We start from the raw sequence: 19,738 nt of genomic DNA, 5'->3' as shown, positions 1-19,738 counted from the left end.
GGCAGCCGGCAACAACCCGCCCCGCGCAAGCCGGGCGGGTTTTTTATGTGCTGGGCCGGCCCGGCGGTCAGCGGGGCGGCAGCGTGCAGCCCATCAATACCGCGTCGTCGCCATAGGCGGCCAGTTTGGCGGACAGCGCGGCGCTCGCCGGTGCCAGTTGCCGGTAGCCGAGTCGCGCCCACCAGGCAGCGGCCGATTGCACGGCCACCAGCCGCGAAGAGCGCAGTCCGGCATCGAGCGCCGCAGCGCGTGCCGCCTGGTAGAGCCGCTGCGCCAGGCCGTGTCCCTGGCCCGCCGGCGCCACCGCCATGTCGTGCACGAACCAGGTCAGTCCGCCGTCTTCCCAGTGCCTTGCCAGCATGCCGTCCAGCGGCGGCAGGCTGTCCTGCGGCCACGCATGCGTCAACAGGTAGGCGGCCGGCGCTTCCTGCCGGTCCGCTGACGCCGCCACCCAGCACGTGGCCGGCGACAGTGCCAGCCGGCTGGCCAGTGCCGCGCGGGATTCGTGCAACGCGCCGCGATAGCACAGCGCCTGGATTTCCAGCACCGCGGGCAGGTCGGCGGCCCTCATCGGCCGCAGGATCATTTCGTTCATGGCGGGCGATTATAGACGGCGTCCCTGCCCGGATTCCCGCTGACGGCGCGGGTCCGCGGGACGCGCACAGGGTTGTCCCGGCTATGGTTAACGTGGTCTGTGCGGCCCAGGGCATTGTTCGTAGAATGAACCGAACAATTAGAACAAAGACTGCCTCGCTCATCCCCTTTTCAGCCGACCCATATGTCACCGGCAACGCCCGTGGCTCGGAGGAATTGATGTCCGAAGTGCGCATTTTTCCGCGGCTTTGGCGAGGTAAGGCGAAGTTGCTTCACCCCGCCGCATGGCCGGCCTGTCTGCAGCACCTCCGGCACAGCTTGCGCGCCGGGGCCGCTGTGCCCTCTTTGCCGGCGCGGCGCGTGCCGGCCCTGCAGCGCTTCGCCGCGCGCGTCCTGGCGCTTTGCCTGGGCGGGCTGTTGTCCGGCGCCGCCGGCCTCTGCCTGGCGCGGCCGGCAGTCCCGCCGCCGTCCGCCACGCCCGCTGCCTTCACCCGACCGATCTCCTTTCCCGTGCGCCCGGTGCGCCTGGTCGTGCCGTTCCCGGCGGGCGGCGTGCCGGACGCCGTGGCGCGCATGCTGGCCGAGCGGCTGTCGGTGCGCCTGGGCGTGCCGGTCGATGTCGACAACCGGCCCGGCGCTGGCGGCACCACGGCCGGCGACCTGGTCGCCAAGGCCAGTTCCGATGGCCATACATTGTTGTTCCACCAGGCCACCATGCTGATCCAGCCGGGCCTGGAGCCGGTGCCCTACGATGTGGTGCGCGATTTCACCCCGGTCGCGCGGGTGGCCACCATGCCGTTGTTCCTGGTGATCGACGCGCGCCTGCCGATGCGCACGGCGCAGCAGTGGCTGAGCGCGGTCAAGGCCAGCCCCGCGTCCTATAGCTACGGCTCCGGGCAGGCCGGCAGCCCTTCCCACCTGTACGCGGAATACGCCGTGCACGGCGTGCCGAACGGCGTGCCGCTGGTGACGGCCAAGGGGGAGGGCGCGGTGGTGCAGGAAATGCTGGCTGGCCGCGTCAGTGCCTGTTTCTGCTCTTTTGCCGCCGTGCAAGCCCATATCCGGAATGGCAACCTGCGCCTGCTGGGCGTGACGGGCATGGCGCGCTCGCAACTGGCGCCGGCCGTGCCCACGTTGCAGGAGTCCGGCCTCGATGGCTATGGCGCCGGGGCCTGGTTCGGCGTGATGGCGCCGGCCAAGACGCCGCACGCCATCGTCGCGCGACTCGCCGACGAACTGGACGCCGTGATGGCCGAGCGCGAGGTCCGGGACCGCCTGCTGGCGGCGGGGCTGACCCCGTTGCGGGATTCGCCGGAAGCGTTTGCCACCGCCATCCGTTCGGAGTCGATCCAGTGGCAGGTGATCCTGCGGCAGGCGGGCGGACCGACGGAGCCCTAGATCGTCCCGTCGAAAGTGTCTCGAACATTGCTTTAACCGCAAAAAGTGATGAAACAATTATTTGCGGTCAATGGATGTGGATTGCGCCACACCGGCCCGGGCAGTGCTAGGTAGTAGCCCTTATAATGGCGGACTGCCAAAACGGTGCAAACGTGACCGAATCCGCCTCAAACCTCGTCGAGATCAACGCTGTCGACTTCGCCTATGCGGCGGGCGGCACGCCTATTCTGTCGGGCCTCAGCATGCGCTTCCCGCGCGGCAAGGTAGTGGCCGTGATGGGCGGCTCCGGCTGCGGCAAGACCACCGTGATGCGCCTGATCGGCGGCCAGGTGCGGCCCCAGAAGGGTGAAATCCTCTTCAACGGTGCCAATATCCCCGCGCTTGACCGCAACGGCCTGTACGCGGTGCGCCGCCAGATGGGCATGCTGTTTCAGTTCGGCGCGTTGTTCACCGATCTGACGGTATTCGACAACGTTGCCTTCCCTTTGCGCGAACATACCGACCTGCCCGAGTCGATGATCCGCGACCTTGTGCTCATGAAGCTCAACGCGGTCGGCCTGCGCGGCGCGCGCGACCTGATGCCCTCCGAGATCTCCGGCGGCATGGCGCGCCGGGTGGCGCTGGCGCGAGCGATCGCGCTCGATCCCGCCCTGTTGATGTACGACGAGCCCTTCGCCGGGCTCGACCCGATCTCGCTGGGCCTGACGGCACGCCTGATCCGCAGCCTGAACGACGCGCTCGGCGCCACCAGCATCATCGTCTCGCACGACGTCAACGAGACCTTCCAGATCGCGGACTACGTCTATTTCATCGCCAACGGCCGCATCGCCGCCGAAGGCGAGCCGGACGCGCTGCGCGCCTCGACCGATCCCTTCGTGCACCAGTTCGTCCATGCCGAGGCCGACGGCCCGGTGCCGTTCCACTATCCCGGGCCTTCGCTGGCCGATGACTTCACCAGCGGGGCCGCCCGATGATGGGATTCTTCACGAATATCGGCGCCGCCGTGCGGAAGTCCGTGGGCGGGCTGGGCCACGCCACGCGCATGTTCTTCACGGTGCTGGCCATGTCGCCGGCGCTGCTGCGGCGCTTTCGCCTGGTGAGCGACCAGATCTTTTTCGTCGGCAACCTGTCGCTGGTGATCATTGCCGTATCGGGGCTGTTTGTCGGTTTCGTACTGGGTTTGCAGGGCTACTACACGCTCAACCGCTACGGCTCCGAGCAGGCGCTCGGGCTGCTGGTGGCGTTGTCGCTGGTGCGCGAACTGGGGCCGGTGGTGACCGCGTTGCTGTTCGCCGGGCGCGCCGGCACTTCGCTGACTGCCGAAATCGGCTTGATGAAGGCCGGCGAACAACTCACCGCGATGGAGATGATGGCGGTGAATCCGCTCCAGCGCGTCATCGCGCCGCGCTTCTGGGCCGGCGTGGTGGCCATGCCGGTACTGGCCGCGATTTTCAGCGCGGTGGGCATCCTGGGCGGCTATGTGGTCGGCGTGCAGATGATCGGCGTGGATGCCGGCGCGTTCTGGTCGCAGATGCAGGGCGGCGTGGATGTGCGTGCCGATGTGCTCAATGGTGTGATCAAGAGCTTCATTTTTGGCATCGCGGTGACGTTTATAGCGTTGTACCAGGGCTACGAGGCCAAGCCCACGCCGGAAGGCGTGTCGCGCGCCACCACGCGTACCGTGGTGATTGCCTCGCTGGCCGTGCTGGCACTGGATTTCCTGCTGACCGCGCTGATGTTCAGCTGAGCCGCCACGGCCATTGCCGAGGGCGCTGTACTTGAAGAAGAGACGAGAGATGAAAAGAAATACCCTCGATTTCTGGGTTGGTCTGTTTGTGGTGGCGGGCTTTGTCGCGCTGCTGTTCCTGGCGCTGAAGGCCGGCAATATGAGCTCGCTGTCGTTCCAGGACACTTACGCCGTGCAGGCGCGCTTCGACAACATCGGCGGCCTCAAGCCGCGCGCGCCGGTCAAGAGCGCCGGGGTGGTGGTGGGCCGTGTGGTGGACATCCGCTTCGACGACAAGACCTACCAGGCCACCGTGTTGATGAACCTGGAAAAGCGCTACCAGTTTCCCAAGGACACCTCGGCCAAGATCCTCACCTCGGGCTTGCTGGGCGAGCAGTACATCGGCCTCGAGGCGGGCGGCGACACGGCCATGCTGGCCGAGGGCGCGCGCATCACCATGACGCAGTCTGCCGTGGTGCTGGAAAACCTGATCGGGCAGTTCCTGTATAACAAGGCCGCGGACGCAGGTGCCGGTGGCAACAACGCGGGCGGGAGTGCGGCCAGCGCCCCCGCAGGGGGGTTGAAATGAGTGGCAAAGGTGTCCCTGCGTGGTGGCGCGGGGGACAGAAGTGGTTGACGGCGGCTGCGGCCGCCTTGTTGATGGCGGGGTGCGCGACGGGCCCGACAGCGAACCCGAAGGACCCTATCGAGCCCTTCAACCGCGAGGTCTCGCGCATCAACGAAGACTTTGACAAGGGCGTGCTCAAGCCGGTCGGCCAGCTCTACGCCGACTTCATCCCGTCGCCGGTGCGCACCGCCATCGACAACGCGTTCTCCAACGTCAGCGACGTCTACTCCGCCGTCAACAACCTGCTGCAGGGCAAGCCCGCGCGCGCCGCGGAAGACACCATGCGCGTGGCGATCAACAGCGTGCTGGGCCTCGGCGGCCTGATCGACATCGCCACGCCGGCCGGCCTGCCGAAATACAAGGAAGATTTCGGCCAGACCCTCGGCGTGTGGGGCGTGCCTTCCGGCCCATACCTGGTGCTGCCGCTGTTCGGGCCGAGCACGGTGCGCGATACCGTCGGCATGCTGGTGGACCGCCAGATGGACCCGCTGGCCTATCTGGATCCGGTGTGGGCGCGCAATACGCTGACCGGGGTGCGCATCGTCAGCACGCGCGCTTCGCTGCTGGGCGCATCCAACCTGATCGAAGAGGCCGCGCTCGACAAGTACACTTTCCTGCGCGACGCTTACCTGCAGCGCCGCGAGTACCAGATCTACGACGGCAATCCTCCGCAAAGCGAAGAGGAGGGCGAGCCTTCGGCGCCACCGGCCGACTCCCAGCAGGAAAATCAGTCGTTGCCTACGCCGCCCGTGCAGATGCCGGGGGGCATCCGCTTCGGCCGCTGAGCCGCTACCCGCTCGCCGGCGCGTGACGACGTGACGCGGCTGTGAGCGCTGCAACAAATTGTTTGAATGTGGCGCCGGAAGCTCTGGTGTCACGAACTCCCCCGGCCCGCCTCGCTCCAACCGGGGCAGGGCCACTACCGGCACTTGAAGCCGGATTGCGCAGGTTGCCGCGCCGCGGCGATTCTTGCGTTTGATTTGATAAGGAAGGACGAAGATGATGATCAAGCGACTGTTGCTGCCTTTTCTCGCCGTAGCTGCCTTTGCCGGGGCTGCCCATGCCCAGACGCAGGATGCCAGCACACCCGATGGCCTCGTCAAGGCCGTGGTCAACGACGTGATGGCGACTGTCAAGACGGACAAGGACATGCAGGCCGGCAATATCGGCAAGATCTCCGCGCTGGTTGAACAAAAGATCCTGCCCAACGCGGATTTCCAGAGGACGACGCAGATCGCCATGGGCCGCAACTGGTCCAAGGCCTCGCCGGAGCAGCAAAAGCAGATCACTGACGAATTCAAGACCCTGCTGATCCGTACCTACTCGGGCGCGATCGCGCAGATCCGGGACCAACAGGTGCAGTTCCGCCCGTACCGCGGCACGGCGGACGACACCGACGCCACCATCCGCACCCAGGTCATCAACAAGGGCGAGCCGATCCAGCTGGACTACCGCCTCGAGAAGACGCCGCAGGGCTGGAAGGTCTATGACATCAATGTGCTGGGTGCCTGGCTGACCGAGGCCTACAAGGGCAGCTTCAACACCATCGTCGGCCAGCAGGGCGTGGACGGCGTGATCAAGACGCTGCAGGACCGCAATCGCCAGCTGGCCAACGCGAAGAACTGAGATGCGCGCCTTGCAGCCTGCGCAAATGGCAGGTTGCGGCGCAGCATGAGTGGGCGAAGTGTTTTACAATGAACGCTCCCGTCCGACCGGCGGGCGCGTTTTTCCACGCCGGAAGCGCGCATACCGCTTCGACCGCCGACATCCCGAATCCTGCCAGATGCTCTCGCTCGACACCTCGCTGACCAACCGGAACGCCGCCACCGTGCTGCGTGACGGACTGGCTCGCCTGGCCCAGGGCGAGGCCAGGGTGGATTGCAGCGCGCTGACGCAGGTCGATTCCGCCGCAGTGGCCGTGTTGCTGGCGTGGCAGCGCGACGCCGCCGGCCGCGGCCAGGCGCTGTCCTTTGTCGGCGTACCGCCGCAGCTGGCCCAGCTGGCCGCGCTGTACGGCGTCGATTCCTTGCTGGAACTGGCGCCCCAGGCCGGCGCCGGCGCGCCGCACACCGCTTCCCACCGACATTGAACCGGCATCCATGGCAGGCCGCCGAGGCGGCACCTGCCACTGCGATGCCCGGGCGATGGCAGCCGCCACGCCTCGTGCTCAGAGCGGGACTGCCCCCGCATCCCCTATAATTCCGGGTTGTTCGACCGTTCCGGCGCAAAAGGCCCGGAGCAGACGCAAGAACCGGTCGAAGCACCCAGGCGGTCCCCGCCATTTCAAGGAGGCCGGCGCGCGAGCCGACAGCCCGCAGCGCCTGCCAAACAGTATCCGGCCATGAAAGCCATCGAACTCACCGACGTTCGCAAGCGCTACCGCAACCTGCAGGCGCTCAAGGGCGTCAGCTTCACTGTCGAGCGCGGAGAATTCTTCGGCCTGCTCGGCCCCAATGGCGCGGGCAAGACCACGCTGATTTCCATTCTCGCCGGGCTGAATCGCGCCGATTCGGGCAGCGTCAGCGTGCTTGGCCACGACGTGGTATCCGACTACCGCCTGGCGCGCCGCATGCTGGGCGTGGTGCCACAGGAGCTGGTCTTCGATCCATTCTTCACGGTGCGCGAGACGCTGCGCCTGCAGTCGGGCTATTTCGGCCTGACCCGCAACGACGACTGGATCGACGAGATCATGGCCAACCTGGATCTCACCAACAAGGCCGACAGCAATATGCGCCAGCTCTCCGGCGGCATGAAGCGCCGCGTGCTGGTGGCGCAGGCGCTGGTGCACCGCCCGCCCGTGATCGTGCTCGACGAGCCGACCGCCGGGGTGGACGTGGAGCTGCGCCAGACGCTGTGGAAGTTCATTTCGCGGCTGAACCGCGAAGGCCACACCATCATCCTCACCACGCACTACCTGGAAGAGGCCGAGGCGCTGTGCGACCGCATCGCCATGCTGAAGTTCGGCGAGGTGGTGGCGCTGGACCGCACCAGCAACCTGCTGAACCAGTTCGCCGGGCTGCAACTGGCGCTGACGCTGTCCAGGGGCACGCTGCCGGCCGCGCTCGAGCCGCTGCGCATGCCCGCCAATCCGGGCGAGCGCGCGGTGCGGCTGCGGCTGTCGGGTTATCCGGCGGTCGAGCCCATCCTGGCCGCCTGCCGCGAAGCTGGCTGCGAGATCGAAGACATGGAAATCAACAAGGCAGACCTGGAAGACGTGTTCGTGCAGATCATGCGACGCGAAGGCCATATGCCGGGTGCGCTGCCGGATACGGCAGTGGAGGCCGCAGCATGAAGATGCCGACCGAATTCGACGGCGGGCGGGACGCCATCAACGCGCACCTGACGCCGATGGCGGTGGGTGGCCTGGTGGGCTTCCGCACGCTGCTCTACAAGGAAGTGCTGCGTTTCTGGAAGGTCAGCTTCCAGACCGTGGCCGCGCCGGTGCTCACGGCGATCCTGTACCTGCTGATCTTCGGCCATGTGCTGGAGAACCGCGTGAAGGTGTACGACCAGATCAGCTACACCGCCTTCCTGGTGCCGGGCCTGGTGATGATGAGCGTGCTGCAGAACGCGTTCGCCAACAGTTCGTCCTCGCTGATCCAGTCCAAGATCACCGGCAACCTGGTGTTCATCATGCTGCCGCCGCTGTCGCACTGGGAGATGTTCGGCGCCTACGTGGTGGCGTCGATCGTGCGCGGCCTGGCCGTGGGCCTGGGCGTGCTGCTGGTGACGGCGTGGTTCGCCAACCTGCATTTCGCCAATATCGGCTGGATCGTGGTGTTCGCGCTGCTGGGTGCGGCGATCCTCGGCACGCTGGGGCTGATCGCGGGCATCTGGGCCGAGAAGTTCGACCAGCTCGCGGCCTTCCAGAATTTCCTGATCATGCCGGCCACCTTCCTGTCCGGCGTGTTCTATTCCATTCACTCGCTGCCTCCGTTCTGGCAGGCGGTGTCGCACGCCAACCCGTTCTTCTACATGATCGACGGTTTCCGCTACGGCTTCTTCGGCGTCTCCGACATTGCGCCGACCTTCAGCCTGGCGGTGGTGGGCACCGCCTTCGTGGTGCTCGCGGCCATTGCGCTGCGGATGCTCAAGAGCGGCTACAAGCTGCGCCACTGAACGCCACTGAACGCCGCCTGACGCCGACCCGCCACGGACCCGCACGCGAACCAACGCCAATACACATCATGCTGCCTACACCGCAACAAGTCAGGGACTACATCGCCCAGGGGCTGTCCTGCGAACACCTCGAAGTGGAGGGCGACGGCCAGCACTTCTTCGCCACCATCGTCAGCGCCCAGTTCGACGGCAAGCGCCTGATCCAGCGGCACCAGCAGGTCTACGCCGCGCTGGGCGACCGCATGCGCGCAGAGATCCACGCGCTCTCGATGAAGACGCTGACGCCGGCCGAATGGCAGGCGCAGGCGGGCGAGGCCAAGTAAGGCCGCGTCCACCGCACAGACAAGCTGGCCGCCCGACAGGCCGGACGTGACAAACAGGGCCGCCCGGCGCGGGCGGCCCGCGGGTACCAGATCCCGTGGCCGTGCGCCTTGGCGCGCTGCAACGGAACGTGACGAACGACGCCGGACGCCAGCTTGTGTTGTGCACCGGCCAGAAACGAGAAAAGATGGACAAACTCGAGATTCAGGGCAATGGCCCGCTGCGAGGCGAGATCCGCGTCTCGGGCGCCAAGAATGCCGCGCTGCCGATCCTGTGCGCGGGCTTGCTGGCGGCCGACACCGTATCGCTCGACAACGTGCCTAACCTGCAGGACGTACGCACCACGCTCAAGCTGCTGCGCCAGATGGGCGTGAAGGCCGAGCAGGACGGCGCGCGCGTCACCCTGAACGGCGCTGACGTCAATTCGCCCGAAGCGCCGTACGAACTGGTGAAGACCATGCGCGCCTCGATCCTGGTGCTCGGTCCGCTGGTGGCGCGCTTCGGCGAGGCGCGCGTCTCGCTCCCCGGCGGCTGCGCCATCGGCGCGCGCCCGGTCGACCAGCACATCAAGGGCCTGCAGGCCATGGGCGCCGAGATCACCATCGAGCATGGCTTCATCCACGCCCGCGCCAGGCGCCTGAAGGGCGCACGCGTGGTGACCGACATGATTACCGTGACCGGCACCGAGAACCTGCTGATGGCCGCCACCCTGGCCGAAGGCGAGACCGTGCTGGAGAATGCCGCGCGCGAACCGGAAGTGACCGACCTGGCGCGCCTGCTGGTCAAGATGGGCGCCCGCATCGAAGGCATCGGCACCGACCGCCTGGTGGTGCAGGGCGTGGAGCGCCTGCACGGCGCCAGCCATTCGGTGATCGCCGACCGCATCGAGGCCGGCACCTTCCTGTGCGCGGCCGCGGCCACGCTGGGCGACGTGGTGCTGCGCGGCGTCTCGCCGGGCATCCTCGACACCGTGCTGGACAAGCTGCGCGAAACGGGCGCCGCCATCGAGACCGGCGAGGACTGGATTCGCCTGCGGATGGGTCAGCGCCCGCAGTCGGTGAGCTTCCGCACCGCCGAGTATCCGGCGTTCCCCACCGACATGCAGGCGCAGTTCATGGCGCTCAACAGCATCGCTGGCGGCGTCGCGCGCATCACCGAGACCATTTTCGAAAACCGCTTCATGCACGTGCAGGAGCTGGGCCGGCTCGGCGCCGACATCGCGGTCGAAGGCAATACCGCGGTGGTCACCGGCGTGCCCAGGCTGTCGGGCGCCAAGGTGATGGCCACCGATCTGCGCGCTTCCGCCAGCCTGGTGATCGCCGGCCTGGTGGCCGAGGGCGAGACCGTGATCGACCGCATCTATCACCTCGACCGCGGCTACGACCGCATGGAAGACAAGCTGTCGGCGGTGGGCGCCAAGATCCGCCGCATCGCCTGAGCGCAAGCGCACGCCACGCGCCCGACAAGAGAGCCAGAACAAGGACACAGATGAGCCCCTCCCCGACCCAGTTGACGCTGGCCCTTTCCAAGGGCCGGATCTTCACCGAAACCATGCCCTTGCTCGAGGCGGCCGGCATCCACGTGACCGAGGATCCGGAAACTTCCCGCAAGCTGATCCTGCCCACGTCCGATCCGGACGTGCGCGTCATCATCGTGCGCGCCTCCGACGTGCCGACCTACGTGCAGTACGGCGCGGCCGATTTTGGCGTGGCGGGCAAGGATGTGCTGATGGAGCACGGCATGGCCGGGCTCTACGCGCCGATCGACCTGAATATCGCCAAGTGCCGCATGTCGGTGGCGACCTCGGCCGGCTTCGACTACGCCAGTGCGGTGCGCCAGGGCGCGCGGCTGGCCGTGGCGACCAAGTATGTGCAGACCGCGCGCGAGCACTTCGCCAAGAAGGGCGTGCACGTGGACCTGATCAAGCTGTATGGCTCGATGGAACTCGGGCCGCTGGTGGGGCTGGCCGACGCCATCGTCGACCTGGTCAGCACCGGCGGGACCTTGCGTGCCAACAACCTGGTCGAAGTGGAGGAGATCGCGCAGATCTCGTCGCGCCTGGTGGTCAACCAGGCTGCCCTGAAGCTCAAGCGCGAGCGGCTGGCCCCGATCCTCGACGCGTTTGAGCGGGCCTCCGCCGCGCTGGCCTGAGGCTGTGAGCGGCATGGAAAGGACTAGGGCATGGACCCGGGGAATGGAGTCATGAACGAGAACGCTATGGAAAACCTGGTAATCCGCCGGCTGGATTCGACCGAGCCGGGCTTCGCCACCGAACTGCGCCAGGTGCTGGCCTTCGAGGCGGGCGAGGACGAAGCCATCGAGCGCGCCGTCGCGCAGATCCTGGCCGACGTGAAGGACCGCGGCGACCCCGCGGTGCTGGAATACACGCAGCGCTTCGACCGCGTCGAAGCCGCTTCGATGGCCGCGCTGGAAATCTCGCAGGCCGAGCTGGAAGCCGCACTCGAAGAGCTCGAGCCCAAGCGCCGCGCGGCGCTGGAGGCCGCGGCGGCACGCGTGCGCGGCTACCACGAGAAGCAGAAGATCGAGTGCGGCAGCCATAGCTGGGAGTACACCGAGTCGGATGGCACCGTGCTGGGACAGAAGGTGACGCCGCTGGACCGCGTCGGCATCTATGTGCCGGGCGGCAAGGCTGCCTACCCCTCGTCCGTGCTGATGAACGCGATTCCGGCGCGCGTGGCCGGCGTCAAGGAAGTGATCATGGTGGTGCCCACGCCGGGCGGCGTGCGCAACGAACTGGTGCTGGCCGCGGCGCAGATCGCCGGGGTGGACCGTGTGTTCACCATCGGTGGCGCGCAGGCGGTGGGGGCGCTGGCCTACGGCACCGCCGCGCTGCCGCAGGTAGACAAGATCGTCGGGCCGGGCAACGCCTACGTGGCCGCCGCCAAGCGCCGCGTGTTCGGCACCGTCGGCATCGACATGATTGCCGGCCCGTCCGAAATCCTCGTGATCTGCGACGGCACCACCGACCCGGACTGGGTGGCGATGGACCTGTTCTCGCAGGCCGAGCACGACGAACTGGCGCAGTCCATCCTGCTGTGCCCGGACGCCAACTACCTGGCCGAAGTGGAGCTGAGCATCCGCCGCCAGCTCGACAGCATGCCGCGCCGCGATGTCATCCGGGCATCGCTGACCGGGCGTGGCGCGCTGATCCGCGTGCGCGACATGGACGAGGCCTGCGAGATCGCCAACGCGATCGCGCCCGAGCACCTCGAGATTTCCGCCGAGAACCCGCGCCACTGGGCCGAGCGGATCCGCCACGCCGGCGCCATCTTCCTGGGGCGCTACACCAGCGAATCGCTGGGCGACTACTGCGCCGGCCCCAACCATGTGCTGCCCACCTCGCGCACCGCGCGTTTCTCGTCGCCGCTGGGCGTATACGACTTCCAGAAGCGCTCGAGCCTGATCGAGGTGAGCGAGCACGGCGCGCAGATGCTCGGCCAGATCGCCGCCGAACTGGCCTACGGCGAAGGGCTGCAGGCCCACGCGCGCAGCGCGGAGTACCGCCTCAGGCGCAACTGAGGTAACTGAGGCCGGGTGGCCGGCGGGCGGGATGCCCGCCGCCGGCCACCCGCAGCCACCAACCGTTTCACCGACACTCACTCAGAGGTAAATCCAATGTCAGCCGTGCAGCCTTCCCTGATCGAACGCATCATCCGTGACGACGTACGCGCCATGGGCGCCTACCATGTGGCGGATTCGCACGGTCTGGTGAAGCTGGACGCCATGGAGAACCCCTACACCCTGCCCGACGCATTGCGCGGGCAGCTGGCCGCGCGCCTGGCCGAGGTGGCGCTGAACCGCTATCCGGTGCCCAGCAGCGAAGCGCTGCGCGCGCGCCTGAAGACGGTGATGCAGGTGCCGGCCGGCATGGACGTGCTGCTGGGCAACGGCTCGGACGAGCTCATCAGCATCCTCGCGCTGGCCGTGGCCAGGCCCGGCGCCAAGGTGCTGGCGCCGGTGCCGGGCTTCGTCATGTATGCCATGTCGGCGCAGTTCGCCGGGCTCGAGTTCGTCGGGGTGCCGCTCAACGCGGACTTCACGCTGGACCGCGCCGCCATGCTGGCGGCCATGGCCGAGCACCAGCCCGCCATTGTCTACCTGGCTTACCCGAACAATCCGACCGGCAACCTGTTCGATGCATCCGACATGGAAGCCATCGTGCGTGCCGCGCAGGGGGAGGTCAGCCACAGCCTGGTGGTGGTGGACGAGGCCTACCAGCCGTTCGCGCAGGACACCTGGATGCCGCGCCTGGCCGAGTTCGGCAACCTGCTGGTGATGCGCACGGTATCCAAGCTGGGCCTGGCCGGCATCCGCCTGGGCTACCTGGCAGGCGCACCGGCATGGCTGTCGCAGTTCGACAAGGTGCGCCCGCCGTACAACGTCAACGTGCTGACCGAGGCCACGGCGCTGTTCGTGCTGGAGCACGTGGACGTGCTCGACCAGCAGGCCGCGCAGCTGCGCGCCGAACGCACCACCGTGGCCGCCGCGCTGGCCGCCATGCCCGGGGTGACGGTGTTCCCCAGCGACGCCAATTTCCTGCTGGTGCGCGTGCCCGACGCCGCGCGGGTGTTCGAAGGCGTGCTCGCACGCAAGGTTTTGATCAAGAACGTGGGTAAAATGCACCCGTTGCTGGCCAATTGTCTGCGCGTCACGGTCAGCACTCCCGAAGAGAACGCGCAATTTCTCGCCGCCTTTGCCGCGGCGTTGCAGGATTAACACCATGCGTGTTGCAGAGGTCACCCGCAATACTTCGGAAACGCAGATCCGCGTTTCCCTGAATCTCGACGGCACCGGCCGCCAGAAGCTGGCGTCCGGCGTGCCGTTCCTCGACCACATGCTGGACCAGATTGCCCGCCATGGCATGTTCGACCTCGAAGTCGAAGCCACCGGCGATACCCATATCGACGACCACCACACGGTGGAAGACGTCGGCATCGCGCTTGGCCAGGCCGTCGCCAAGGCCATCGGCGACAAGAAGGGCATCACCCGCTACGGCCACAGCTACGTGCCGCTGGACGAATGCCTGTCGCGCGTGGTGATCGATTTCTCCGGCCGCCCCGGCCTGGAGTTCCACGTGCCGTTCACCCGCGCGCGCGTGGGCAGCTTCGACGTGGACCTCACCATCGAGTTCTTCCGCGGCTTCGTCAACCATGCCGCGGTCACGTTGCATATCGACAATCTGCGCGGCATCAATGCCCACCACCAGTGCGAGACCGTGTTCAAGGCGTTCGGCCGCGCACTGCGCATGGCGGTGGAGATGGACCCGCGCGCGGGCAATACAATCCCGTCGACCAAGGGCACCCTGGTAGGCTGAATCCGGCCGGCGCCGCCACCCGCGCGCGCCGGCAAGCTAAGCGTTGCCTGCGATAACCTCCGGTCAACGCGGTACCCGATGCAGACCTTGGCGCGAGACGCGTACGATATCCGTGCGCCATTCACGCCAGACCAACGGCCCAGGCCCAACCCGATGGATACGCTCAAGTCGTTCATCTCGCTGCTGGCGCTGATCAACCCGATCGGGGCGATTCCGTTCTTTATCAGCCTGACCAACCAGCAGACCGAGCAGGAAAAGCTGCACACCATCAAGATCGCGTCCATTTCGGTGGCGATCGTGGTGGGTATCTCCGCCTTGCTGGGCCAGCAGATCATCGAGTTCTTCAATATCTCGGTGGCTTCGCTGCAGGTGGGCGGCGGCCTGATCATGATCATGATGGCCATGAACATGCTCAATGCCCAGACCGGCCGCACCAAGGCGACGCCGGAGGAGGAAGATGAAGCCGAAGCCAAGGCCAGCGTCGCGGTGGTGCCGCTGGCGCTGCCGCTGCTGACCGGACCCGGTTCGATCAGCACGGTAATCGTCTACGCTGGCAAGACGCAGCACTGGTACCAGTTGCTGATCCTGGTCGGGATCGGACTGGCGCTCGGCGCAGTGGTATATATGACGTTCCGCGCCGCTGACCCGATTGCCCGCGTGATCGGGCGCACCGGCATCAATATCGGCACGCGGCTGATGGGCCTGATCCTGTCGGCGCTGGCCGTAGAATTCATTGTGGACGGGCTGAAGACATTGTTGCCTGTTTTGAAATCATGACTACCATAGCAATTGTGGATTACGGCATGGGCAACCTGCGCTCGGTGGCGCAGGCCTTGCGTGCCGCGGCGCCGGAGGCGGATGTGCAGGTGGTGGACCGCCCCGCGGCGATCCGCGCGGCGGACCGCGTGGTGCTGCCGGGCCAGGGAGCCATGCCGGACTGCATGGCCGCGCTCGGCGCATCGGGTTTGCAGGAGGCCGTGATCGAGGCCGCCGCCAGCAAGCCGCTGCTGGGAGTGTGCGTTGGCGAACAGATGCTGTTCGACCTGAGCAAGGAAAGTAGGACGGCCGGCGGCAGCACCCCGTGCCTGGGCCTGTTGCCCGGCGAGGTGATCCGCTTCGAACTGGAGGGGATGACCCAGCCGGACGGCTCGCGCTTCAAGGTGCCGCAGATGGGCTGGAACCGCGTGCGGCAGGCCCGCTCTCATCCGTTGTGGGCAGGGATACCCGACGAGAGCTGGTTCTATTTCGTGCACAGCTATTTCGTGCATGCGCAGGATCCGGCGCATATTGCCGGCGAGACCGAGTACGGAGTCGTATTTACGAGCGCGGTGGCGCGCGATAATATTTTCGCTACGCAGTTCCACCCTGAAAAAAGCGCCGCCATGGGCTTGCAGATCTACCGGAACTTCGTGCACTGGAATCCCTGATCCTCATATAGTGACTTTACCGGGACCGGGCCGAACGGCCATGCTGGCCTAGGCTCATCTTTCTTCTCTTTCAATCAAACGCTCTTCACGCTTATGTTGCTCATTCCGGCCATCGACCTGAAGGACGGTCAATGTGTACGCCTCAAACAAGGCGACATGGACCAGGCCACCGTCTTTTCCGAAGATCCCGCCGCCATGGCACGTCACTGGGTGAATCAGGGCGCACGGCGCCTTCACCTGGTCGACCTCAATGGGGCGTTCGTGGGCAAGCCCCGCAATGAAGCTGCCATCAAGGCCATCATCGCCGAGGTGGGCGATGAGATCCCGATCCAGCTGGGGGGCGGCATCCGCGACCTGAACACCATCGAGCGCTGGCTCGACGGCGGCTTGTCCTACGTCATCATCGGCACGGCCGCGGTCAAGAATCCCGGCTTCCTCAAGGATGCCTGCACGGCGTTCGGCGGCCATATCATCGTGGGCCTGGACGCCCGCGAGGGCAAGGTCGCCACCGATGGCTGGAGCAAGCTGACGGGCCACGAAGTCGCCGACCTCGCGCGCAAGTACGAGGACTACGGCGTGGAAGCCATCATCTACACCGATATCGGCCGCGACGGCATGCTGCAGGGCATCAACATCGATGCCACTGTCAAGCTGGCGCAGTCGGCGACGATTCCGGTGATCGCCAGCGGCGGGCTGTCCGACCTTGCCGATATCGAACGCCTGTGCCGTGTCCAGAAGGATGGCGTGGAAGGCGTGATCTGCGGCCGTGCGATCTATTCGGGCGATCTCAATTTCGCCGAAGCCCAGGCACTTGCCGACAAGCTCGGCGCCGAGCAGTAAGACAACGCGCCTCCCGCGCGACAATTGCAGCCACCGGCGCCCGCACGTGCAGGCGCCGTGGCGGGCAAGGAATCACATGCTAGCCAAACGTATCATCCCCTGCCTCGACGTGACCAACGGGCGGGTGGTCAAGGGTGTCAACTTCGTCGAATTGCGCGACGCGGGCGACCCGGTCGAGATCGCCCGCCGCTATGACGAGCAAGGCGCCGATGAAATCACATTTCTCGATATCACCGCGACCAGCGACGGCCGCGACCTGATCCTGCACATCATCGAGGCGGTTGCTTCCCAGGTCTTTATCCCGCTGACGGTGGGCGGCGGCGTGCGCGCCGTGGAAGACGTGCGGCGCCTGCTCAATGCCGGCGCGGACAAGATCAGCGTCAACTCCTCGGCCATCGCCAACCCGCAGCTGGTGTCGGATGCCACCGCGCGCTACGGCTCGCAGTGCATCGTGGTGGCGATCGACGCCAAGCGCAGCTCGGCGCCAGGCGAGCCGGCGCGCTGGGAAGTCTTCACCCATGGCGGGCGCAAGGCCACCGGACTGGACGCCGTGGCATGGGCGCGCGAGATGGCCGCGCGCGGCGCGGGCGAACTGCTGCTCACCAGCATGGACCGGGACGGCACCAAGAGCGGCTTCGACCTGGAACTCACGCGCGCGGTCAGCGACGCCGTATCGATCCCGGTGATCGCCTCCGGCGGCGTGGGCGGGCTGCAGGACCTGGCCGACGGCATCAAGCTGGGCCGTGCCGACGCGGTACTGGCCGCCAGCATCTTCCACTACGGCGAGCACACCGTTGGCGAGGCAAAGGCATTCATGGCCCGCGAGGGCATTCCGGTGCGGATCTGAAATCTGGAACACGGCGAACCGACATGGCAAAGAAGTGGCTCAACAAGGTTAAGTGGGACGATAACGGCCTGGTGCCGGTGATCGTCCAGGAAATCGGCTCGAACGATGTACTCATGTTTGCGTTCATGAACCGCGAGGCGCTGCAGCGCACCGTGGAGATTGGCGAGGCGGTGTTCTGGTCGCGTTCGCGCAAGCGACTGTGGCACAAGGGCGAAGAGTCCGGCCACGTGCAGAAGGTCCACGAGATCCGCCTGGACTGCGACGAAGACGTGGTGCTGCTCAAGGTCACGCAGAACGACGGCATCGCCTGCCACACCGGGCGGCACTCATGCTTCTTCCAGAAGTTCGAGGGCGATACCGACAACGGCGACTGGCAGACCGTGGAACCGGTGCTCAAAGATCCGTCCACCATCTACGCGGCCAAGCCATGAGCGACACGCAAGCAAGCAGCACCGACGTGCTGGCGCGCCTGGCTGCGGTGCTGGAATCGCGCAAGCCCGAGAATGGCGGCGATCCCGACAAATCCTATGTGGCGCGCCTCTTCCACAAGGGCGACGACGCCATCCTGAAGAAGATCGGGGAGGAAGCCACCGAGACCGTGATGGCGGCCAAGGACGCGCGCGCCGCCGGGCTGGGCGAGGAAGCCGTCGGCAAGGTGGTCTACGAAGTGGCCGACCTGTGGTTCCACAGCATGGTCCTGCTGGCGCGCTTCGGGCTGGAACCGGCTGACGTGGTCAATGAGCTGGCGCGCCGCGAAGGGCTGTCCGGGCTCGAGGAAAAGGCGCGCCGCGAGCCCGGCGCCTGAACCTGAGGATATCGCGGCAGGAACGCGGCGGGAGCGGTGCGGCGCACGCATCGGATGCCGACCGGCTCGCCAGCCTGCGCAAGCTCACGCATAAGCTGTGTGCACTGTGCGCTATATTATGGGTGGCCGGCGGCTTCGCCGATCGGTTCCTGGCAGGCCGCGGCGGGGGCGCCTCGTGGCGCACTGCGCGGCTCGATTTGCGGCACGCAATGAAATTTTCATGAATTCAAAGCAAAATTGCATCTTCTGCCGGATCGTGGCCGGCGAGCTTCCGTCGAACAAGGTCTACGAAGACGACGAAATGCTGGCTTTCCACGATATCCACCCGAAAGCCCCGGTACACTTCCTCGTTATCCCCAAGGCGCATGTCGATTCGCTGGCCGATTGCGGAACCGGCGAGAGCGCTGTGCTTGCTAGAATGATGTTGAAGGTGCCGGAGTTGGCGCGTGCTGCAGGCTGCGGGAACGGTTTCCGGACGGTGATCAATACCGGCCCGGATGGCGGGCAGGAGGTCTATCACCTCCACCTGCACGTACTTGGCGGCCCGCGCAACCAGTGGAAGGTGCCGCTGCCCTGATCCCGACGCCCAGGTCCTGAGGACCGGCGTCGCGCCAGGCTTGCAGCCAAACCATGCAGGACCGCGGGCCGGACGTCCACGGTCAGACGCCATGCCGGCAACCGTCGCCCGGCATGGCCTTCAGTGACGGAACAACGAGCCGGGGTGGCAAGGCGCCGCCCCCGGCTTCATCAGGAGCAGAAAATGGGTTCGTTTAGCATTTGGCACTGGCTCATCGTGCTGGTGATCGTCATGCTGGTTTTTGGTACCAAGAAACTGCGCAATATCGGCCAGGACCTGGGCGGCGCCGTGAAGGGCTTCAAGGACGGCATGAAGGACCCCAATGGCGAAGACGCCGCGGCAGCCGCGCCGGCCAAGGAACTGCGCGACAGCACCACCATCGACGTGGAAGCCAAGGAAAAGTCGCGCCAGCAGTAAGCGCGATGCGATCCTTGCCGGCTCATCCGATGTCATCCCACCCGCCAGCAGTGCCAAGCCTGCGTGAGGTCCCGCGCGCCACGGGACTTGGCGGCGGCACCTCCCTTTCGACGCTCGCATGATCGATCTCGGCATTTCCAAGCTTGCACTGATCGGCGCGGTGGCGCTGGTGGTGATCGGTCCCGAGCGGCTGCCGAAAGTGGCGCGCACGGTCGGCGCCCTGGTCGGCCGCGCGCAGCGCTATATCAACGACGTCAAGGCGGAAGTCAGCCGCGAGGTCGAACTCGACGAACTGCGCAAGATGCGCACGGAGTTCGAGGATGCCGCGCGCGATGTCGAGCGCACCATCCACAAGGAAGTGCACGAGCACACCCAGTCCTTCAACGATGCGCTGTCCGGCACCGATGCCGGCACCGCGCCGGGCGGGGCGGCCGTGGACAGCGGCTATGTGCCTTCCTGGGATACGGCGCACAAGCTCCATAACGGCCGCAAGAGCTGGCGCGTCAAGCAAGGCGCGCGGCCGCTGTGGTTCAAGCGCCAGCACAATGTCCGCGTATGGGCGCAATCCGGCGCCGCGCGCGTCAAGCGCCACCGTCCCGCCACCGGTCCCGCACGCTCTTTCTTCGATTGAGCATGACCGGGTCTGCCAACACGCCGGTACCCGGCCGGCTGTCGCTGTCGTGCGTTCGGACTTGCGCTCCGAC

25 protein-coding genes are annotated in these 19,738 nt (G+C 66.5%); 24 read left to right on the top strand and 1 reads right to left on the bottom strand.

Features of this window, described 5'->3' with window-relative positions:
* Nucleotides 1-67: 67 nt before the first annotated feature.
* The gene (locus AC1DKV_RS04300) at nt 68-595 is read right to left on the bottom strand and encodes a GNAT family N-acetyltransferase (protein ID WP_441618013.1); all 528 of its coding nucleotides are present in this window, start codon (nt 593-595) and stop codon (nt 68-70) included.
* Nucleotides 596-954: 359 nt separating this feature from the next.
* Between AC1DKV_RS04300 and AC1DKV_RS04295 the strand changes: the two genes are divergently transcribed.
* From AC1DKV_RS04295 to tatB, 24 genes are all read left to right on the top strand, one after another.
* Nucleotides 955-1,992 carry a Bug family tripartite tricarboxylate transporter substrate binding protein gene (locus AC1DKV_RS04295; RefSeq protein ID WP_441618015.1) on the top strand — a complete coding sequence of 346 codons (1,038 nt, stop codon included), beginning with the start codon at nt 955-957 and terminating at the stop codon, nt 1,990-1,992.
* Nucleotides 1,993-2,144: 152 nt separating this feature from the next.
* Nucleotides 2,145-2,966, top strand: a complete 822-nt coding sequence (locus AC1DKV_RS04290; protein WP_441618017.1) for an ABC transporter ATP-binding protein — start codon at nt 2,145-2,147, stop codon at nt 2,964-2,966.
* A complete protein-coding gene (gene mlaE / locus AC1DKV_RS04285; RefSeq protein ID WP_441618019.1) occupies nt 2,963-3,739 on the top strand; it encodes a lipid asymmetry maintenance ABC transporter permease subunit MlaE in 777 nt (258 codons plus the stop codon). The genes AC1DKV_RS04290 and mlaE overlap by 4 nt, the downstream gene beginning before the upstream one ends.
* 49 nt (nt 3,740-3,788) lie before the next feature.
* The gene (mlaD, locus tag AC1DKV_RS04280; RefSeq protein WP_441618021.1) at nt 3,789-4,307 is read left to right on the top strand and encodes an outer membrane lipid asymmetry maintenance protein MlaD; all 519 of its coding nucleotides are present in this window, start codon (nt 3,789-3,791) and stop codon (nt 4,305-4,307) included.
* Nucleotides 4,304-5,131, top strand: coding sequence for an MlaA family lipoprotein (locus AC1DKV_RS04275; RefSeq protein WP_441618023.1), 828 nt, complete (start codon nt 4,304-4,306; stop codon nt 5,129-5,131). The genes mlaD and AC1DKV_RS04275 overlap by 4 nt, the downstream gene beginning before the upstream one ends.
* Before the next feature lie 217 nt (nt 5,132-5,348).
* Entirely contained in the window at nt 5,349-5,972 is a 624-nt protein-coding gene (locus tag AC1DKV_RS04270; RefSeq protein ID WP_441618172.1) for an MlaC/ttg2D family ABC transporter substrate-binding protein, read from the top strand.
* Between the two features lie 49 nt (nt 5,973-6,021).
* Nucleotides 6,022-6,435, top strand: a complete 414-nt coding sequence (locus AC1DKV_RS04265; RefSeq protein WP_441643371.1) for an STAS domain-containing protein — start codon at nt 6,022-6,024, stop codon at nt 6,433-6,435.
* Nucleotides 6,436-6,687: 252 nt separating this feature from the next.
* A complete protein-coding gene (locus AC1DKV_RS04260) occupies nt 6,688-7,638 on the top strand; it encodes an ABC transporter ATP-binding protein (protein ID WP_441618027.1) in 951 nt (316 codons plus the stop codon).
* 56 nt (nt 7,639-7,694) lie between these two features.
* Nucleotides 7,695-8,465, top strand: coding sequence for an ABC transporter permease (locus AC1DKV_RS04255; protein WP_441618174.1), 771 nt, complete (start codon nt 7,695-7,697; stop codon nt 8,463-8,465).
* Nucleotides 8,466-8,533: 68 nt separating this feature from the next.
* Nucleotides 8,534-8,788, top strand: a complete 255-nt coding sequence (locus AC1DKV_RS04250; protein WP_441643370.1) for a BolA family protein — start codon at nt 8,534-8,536, stop codon at nt 8,786-8,788.
* A 185-nt stretch (nt 8,789-8,973) separates the two neighbouring features.
* Nucleotides 8,974-10,224: a UDP-N-acetylglucosamine 1-carboxyvinyltransferase gene (murA, locus tag AC1DKV_RS04245; RefSeq protein WP_441618031.1), complete on the top strand. Its 1,251-nt coding sequence runs from the start codon at nt 8,974-8,976 to the stop codon at nt 10,222-10,224.
* Between the two features lie 50 nt (nt 10,225-10,274).
* Nucleotides 10,275-10,937 (top strand): ATP phosphoribosyltransferase, encoded by a 663-nt coding sequence (gene hisG, locus AC1DKV_RS04240; RefSeq protein ID WP_006159652.1) that lies wholly within the window; start codon nt 10,275-10,277, stop codon nt 10,935-10,937.
* Between the two features lie 51 nt (nt 10,938-10,988).
* On the top strand, nt 10,989-12,326 hold the full coding sequence (gene hisD / locus AC1DKV_RS04235; protein WP_441618033.1) for a histidinol dehydrogenase: 1,338 nt from the start codon (nt 10,989-10,991) through the stop codon (nt 12,324-12,326).
* 96 nt (nt 12,327-12,422) lie between these two features.
* Nucleotides 12,423-13,523, top strand: coding sequence for a histidinol-phosphate transaminase (gene hisC / locus AC1DKV_RS04230; RefSeq protein WP_441618035.1), 1,101 nt, complete (start codon nt 12,423-12,425; stop codon nt 13,521-13,523).
* Nucleotides 13,524-13,527: 4 nt separating this feature from the next.
* Nucleotides 13,528-14,121, top strand: a complete 594-nt coding sequence (hisB, locus tag AC1DKV_RS04225) for an imidazoleglycerol-phosphate dehydratase HisB (RefSeq protein WP_441618037.1) — start codon at nt 13,528-13,530, stop codon at nt 14,119-14,121.
* Between the two features lie 153 nt (nt 14,122-14,274).
* Entirely contained in the window at nt 14,275-14,898 is a 624-nt protein-coding gene (locus AC1DKV_RS04220) for a YchE family NAAT transporter (RefSeq protein ID WP_441618039.1), read from the top strand.
* Complete coding sequence (gene hisH, locus AC1DKV_RS04215) at nt 14,895-15,548, top strand: imidazole glycerol phosphate synthase subunit HisH (RefSeq protein ID WP_441618041.1); 654 nt, start codon at nt 14,895-14,897, stop codon at nt 15,546-15,548. Before AC1DKV_RS04220 ends, hisH begins: the two co-directional genes overlap by 4 nt.
* Nucleotides 15,549-15,641: 93 nt before the next feature.
* Entirely contained in the window at nt 15,642-16,388 is a 747-nt protein-coding gene (gene hisA, locus AC1DKV_RS04210; RefSeq protein WP_441618043.1) for a 1-(5-phosphoribosyl)-5-[(5-phosphoribosylamino)methylideneamino]imidazole-4-carboxamide isomerase, read from the top strand.
* A 76-nt stretch (nt 16,389-16,464) separates the two neighbouring features.
* A complete protein-coding gene (hisF, locus tag AC1DKV_RS04205) occupies nt 16,465-17,235 on the top strand; it encodes an imidazole glycerol phosphate synthase subunit HisF (RefSeq protein WP_441618045.1) in 771 nt (256 codons plus the stop codon).
* Between the two features lie 23 nt (nt 17,236-17,258).
* Nucleotides 17,259-17,666 carry a phosphoribosyl-AMP cyclohydrolase gene (hisI, locus tag AC1DKV_RS04200; RefSeq protein WP_441618047.1) on the top strand — a complete coding sequence of 136 codons (408 nt, stop codon included), beginning with the start codon at nt 17,259-17,261 and terminating at the stop codon, nt 17,664-17,666.
* Nucleotides 17,663-18,040, top strand: coding sequence for a phosphoribosyl-ATP diphosphatase (locus AC1DKV_RS04195; RefSeq protein WP_441618049.1), 378 nt, complete (start codon nt 17,663-17,665; stop codon nt 18,038-18,040). The genes hisI and AC1DKV_RS04195 overlap by 4 nt, the downstream gene beginning before the upstream one ends.
* A gap of 220 nt (nt 18,041-18,260) precedes the next feature.
* Nucleotides 18,261-18,617: a histidine triad nucleotide-binding protein gene (locus tag AC1DKV_RS04190; protein WP_441618051.1), complete on the top strand. Its 357-nt coding sequence runs from the start codon at nt 18,261-18,263 to the stop codon at nt 18,615-18,617.
* Between the two features lie 183 nt (nt 18,618-18,800).
* Nucleotides 18,801-19,034 carry a Sec-independent protein translocase subunit TatA gene (gene tatA, locus AC1DKV_RS04185; protein ID WP_441618052.1) on the top strand — a complete coding sequence of 78 codons (234 nt, stop codon included), beginning with the start codon at nt 18,801-18,803 and terminating at the stop codon, nt 19,032-19,034.
* 118 nt (nt 19,035-19,152) lie between these two features.
* Nucleotides 19,153-19,665, top strand: a complete 513-nt coding sequence (gene tatB, locus AC1DKV_RS04180) for a Sec-independent protein translocase protein TatB (protein ID WP_441618054.1) — start codon at nt 19,153-19,155, stop codon at nt 19,663-19,665.
* Nucleotides 19,666-19,738 lie beyond the last annotated feature (73 nt).

This window comes from Cupriavidus sp. 05T41 (assembly GCF_056396525.1).
The sequence above is the reverse complement of the archived record's forward strand: the minus strand, read 5'-3'. Positions and strand labels throughout refer to the sequence as shown.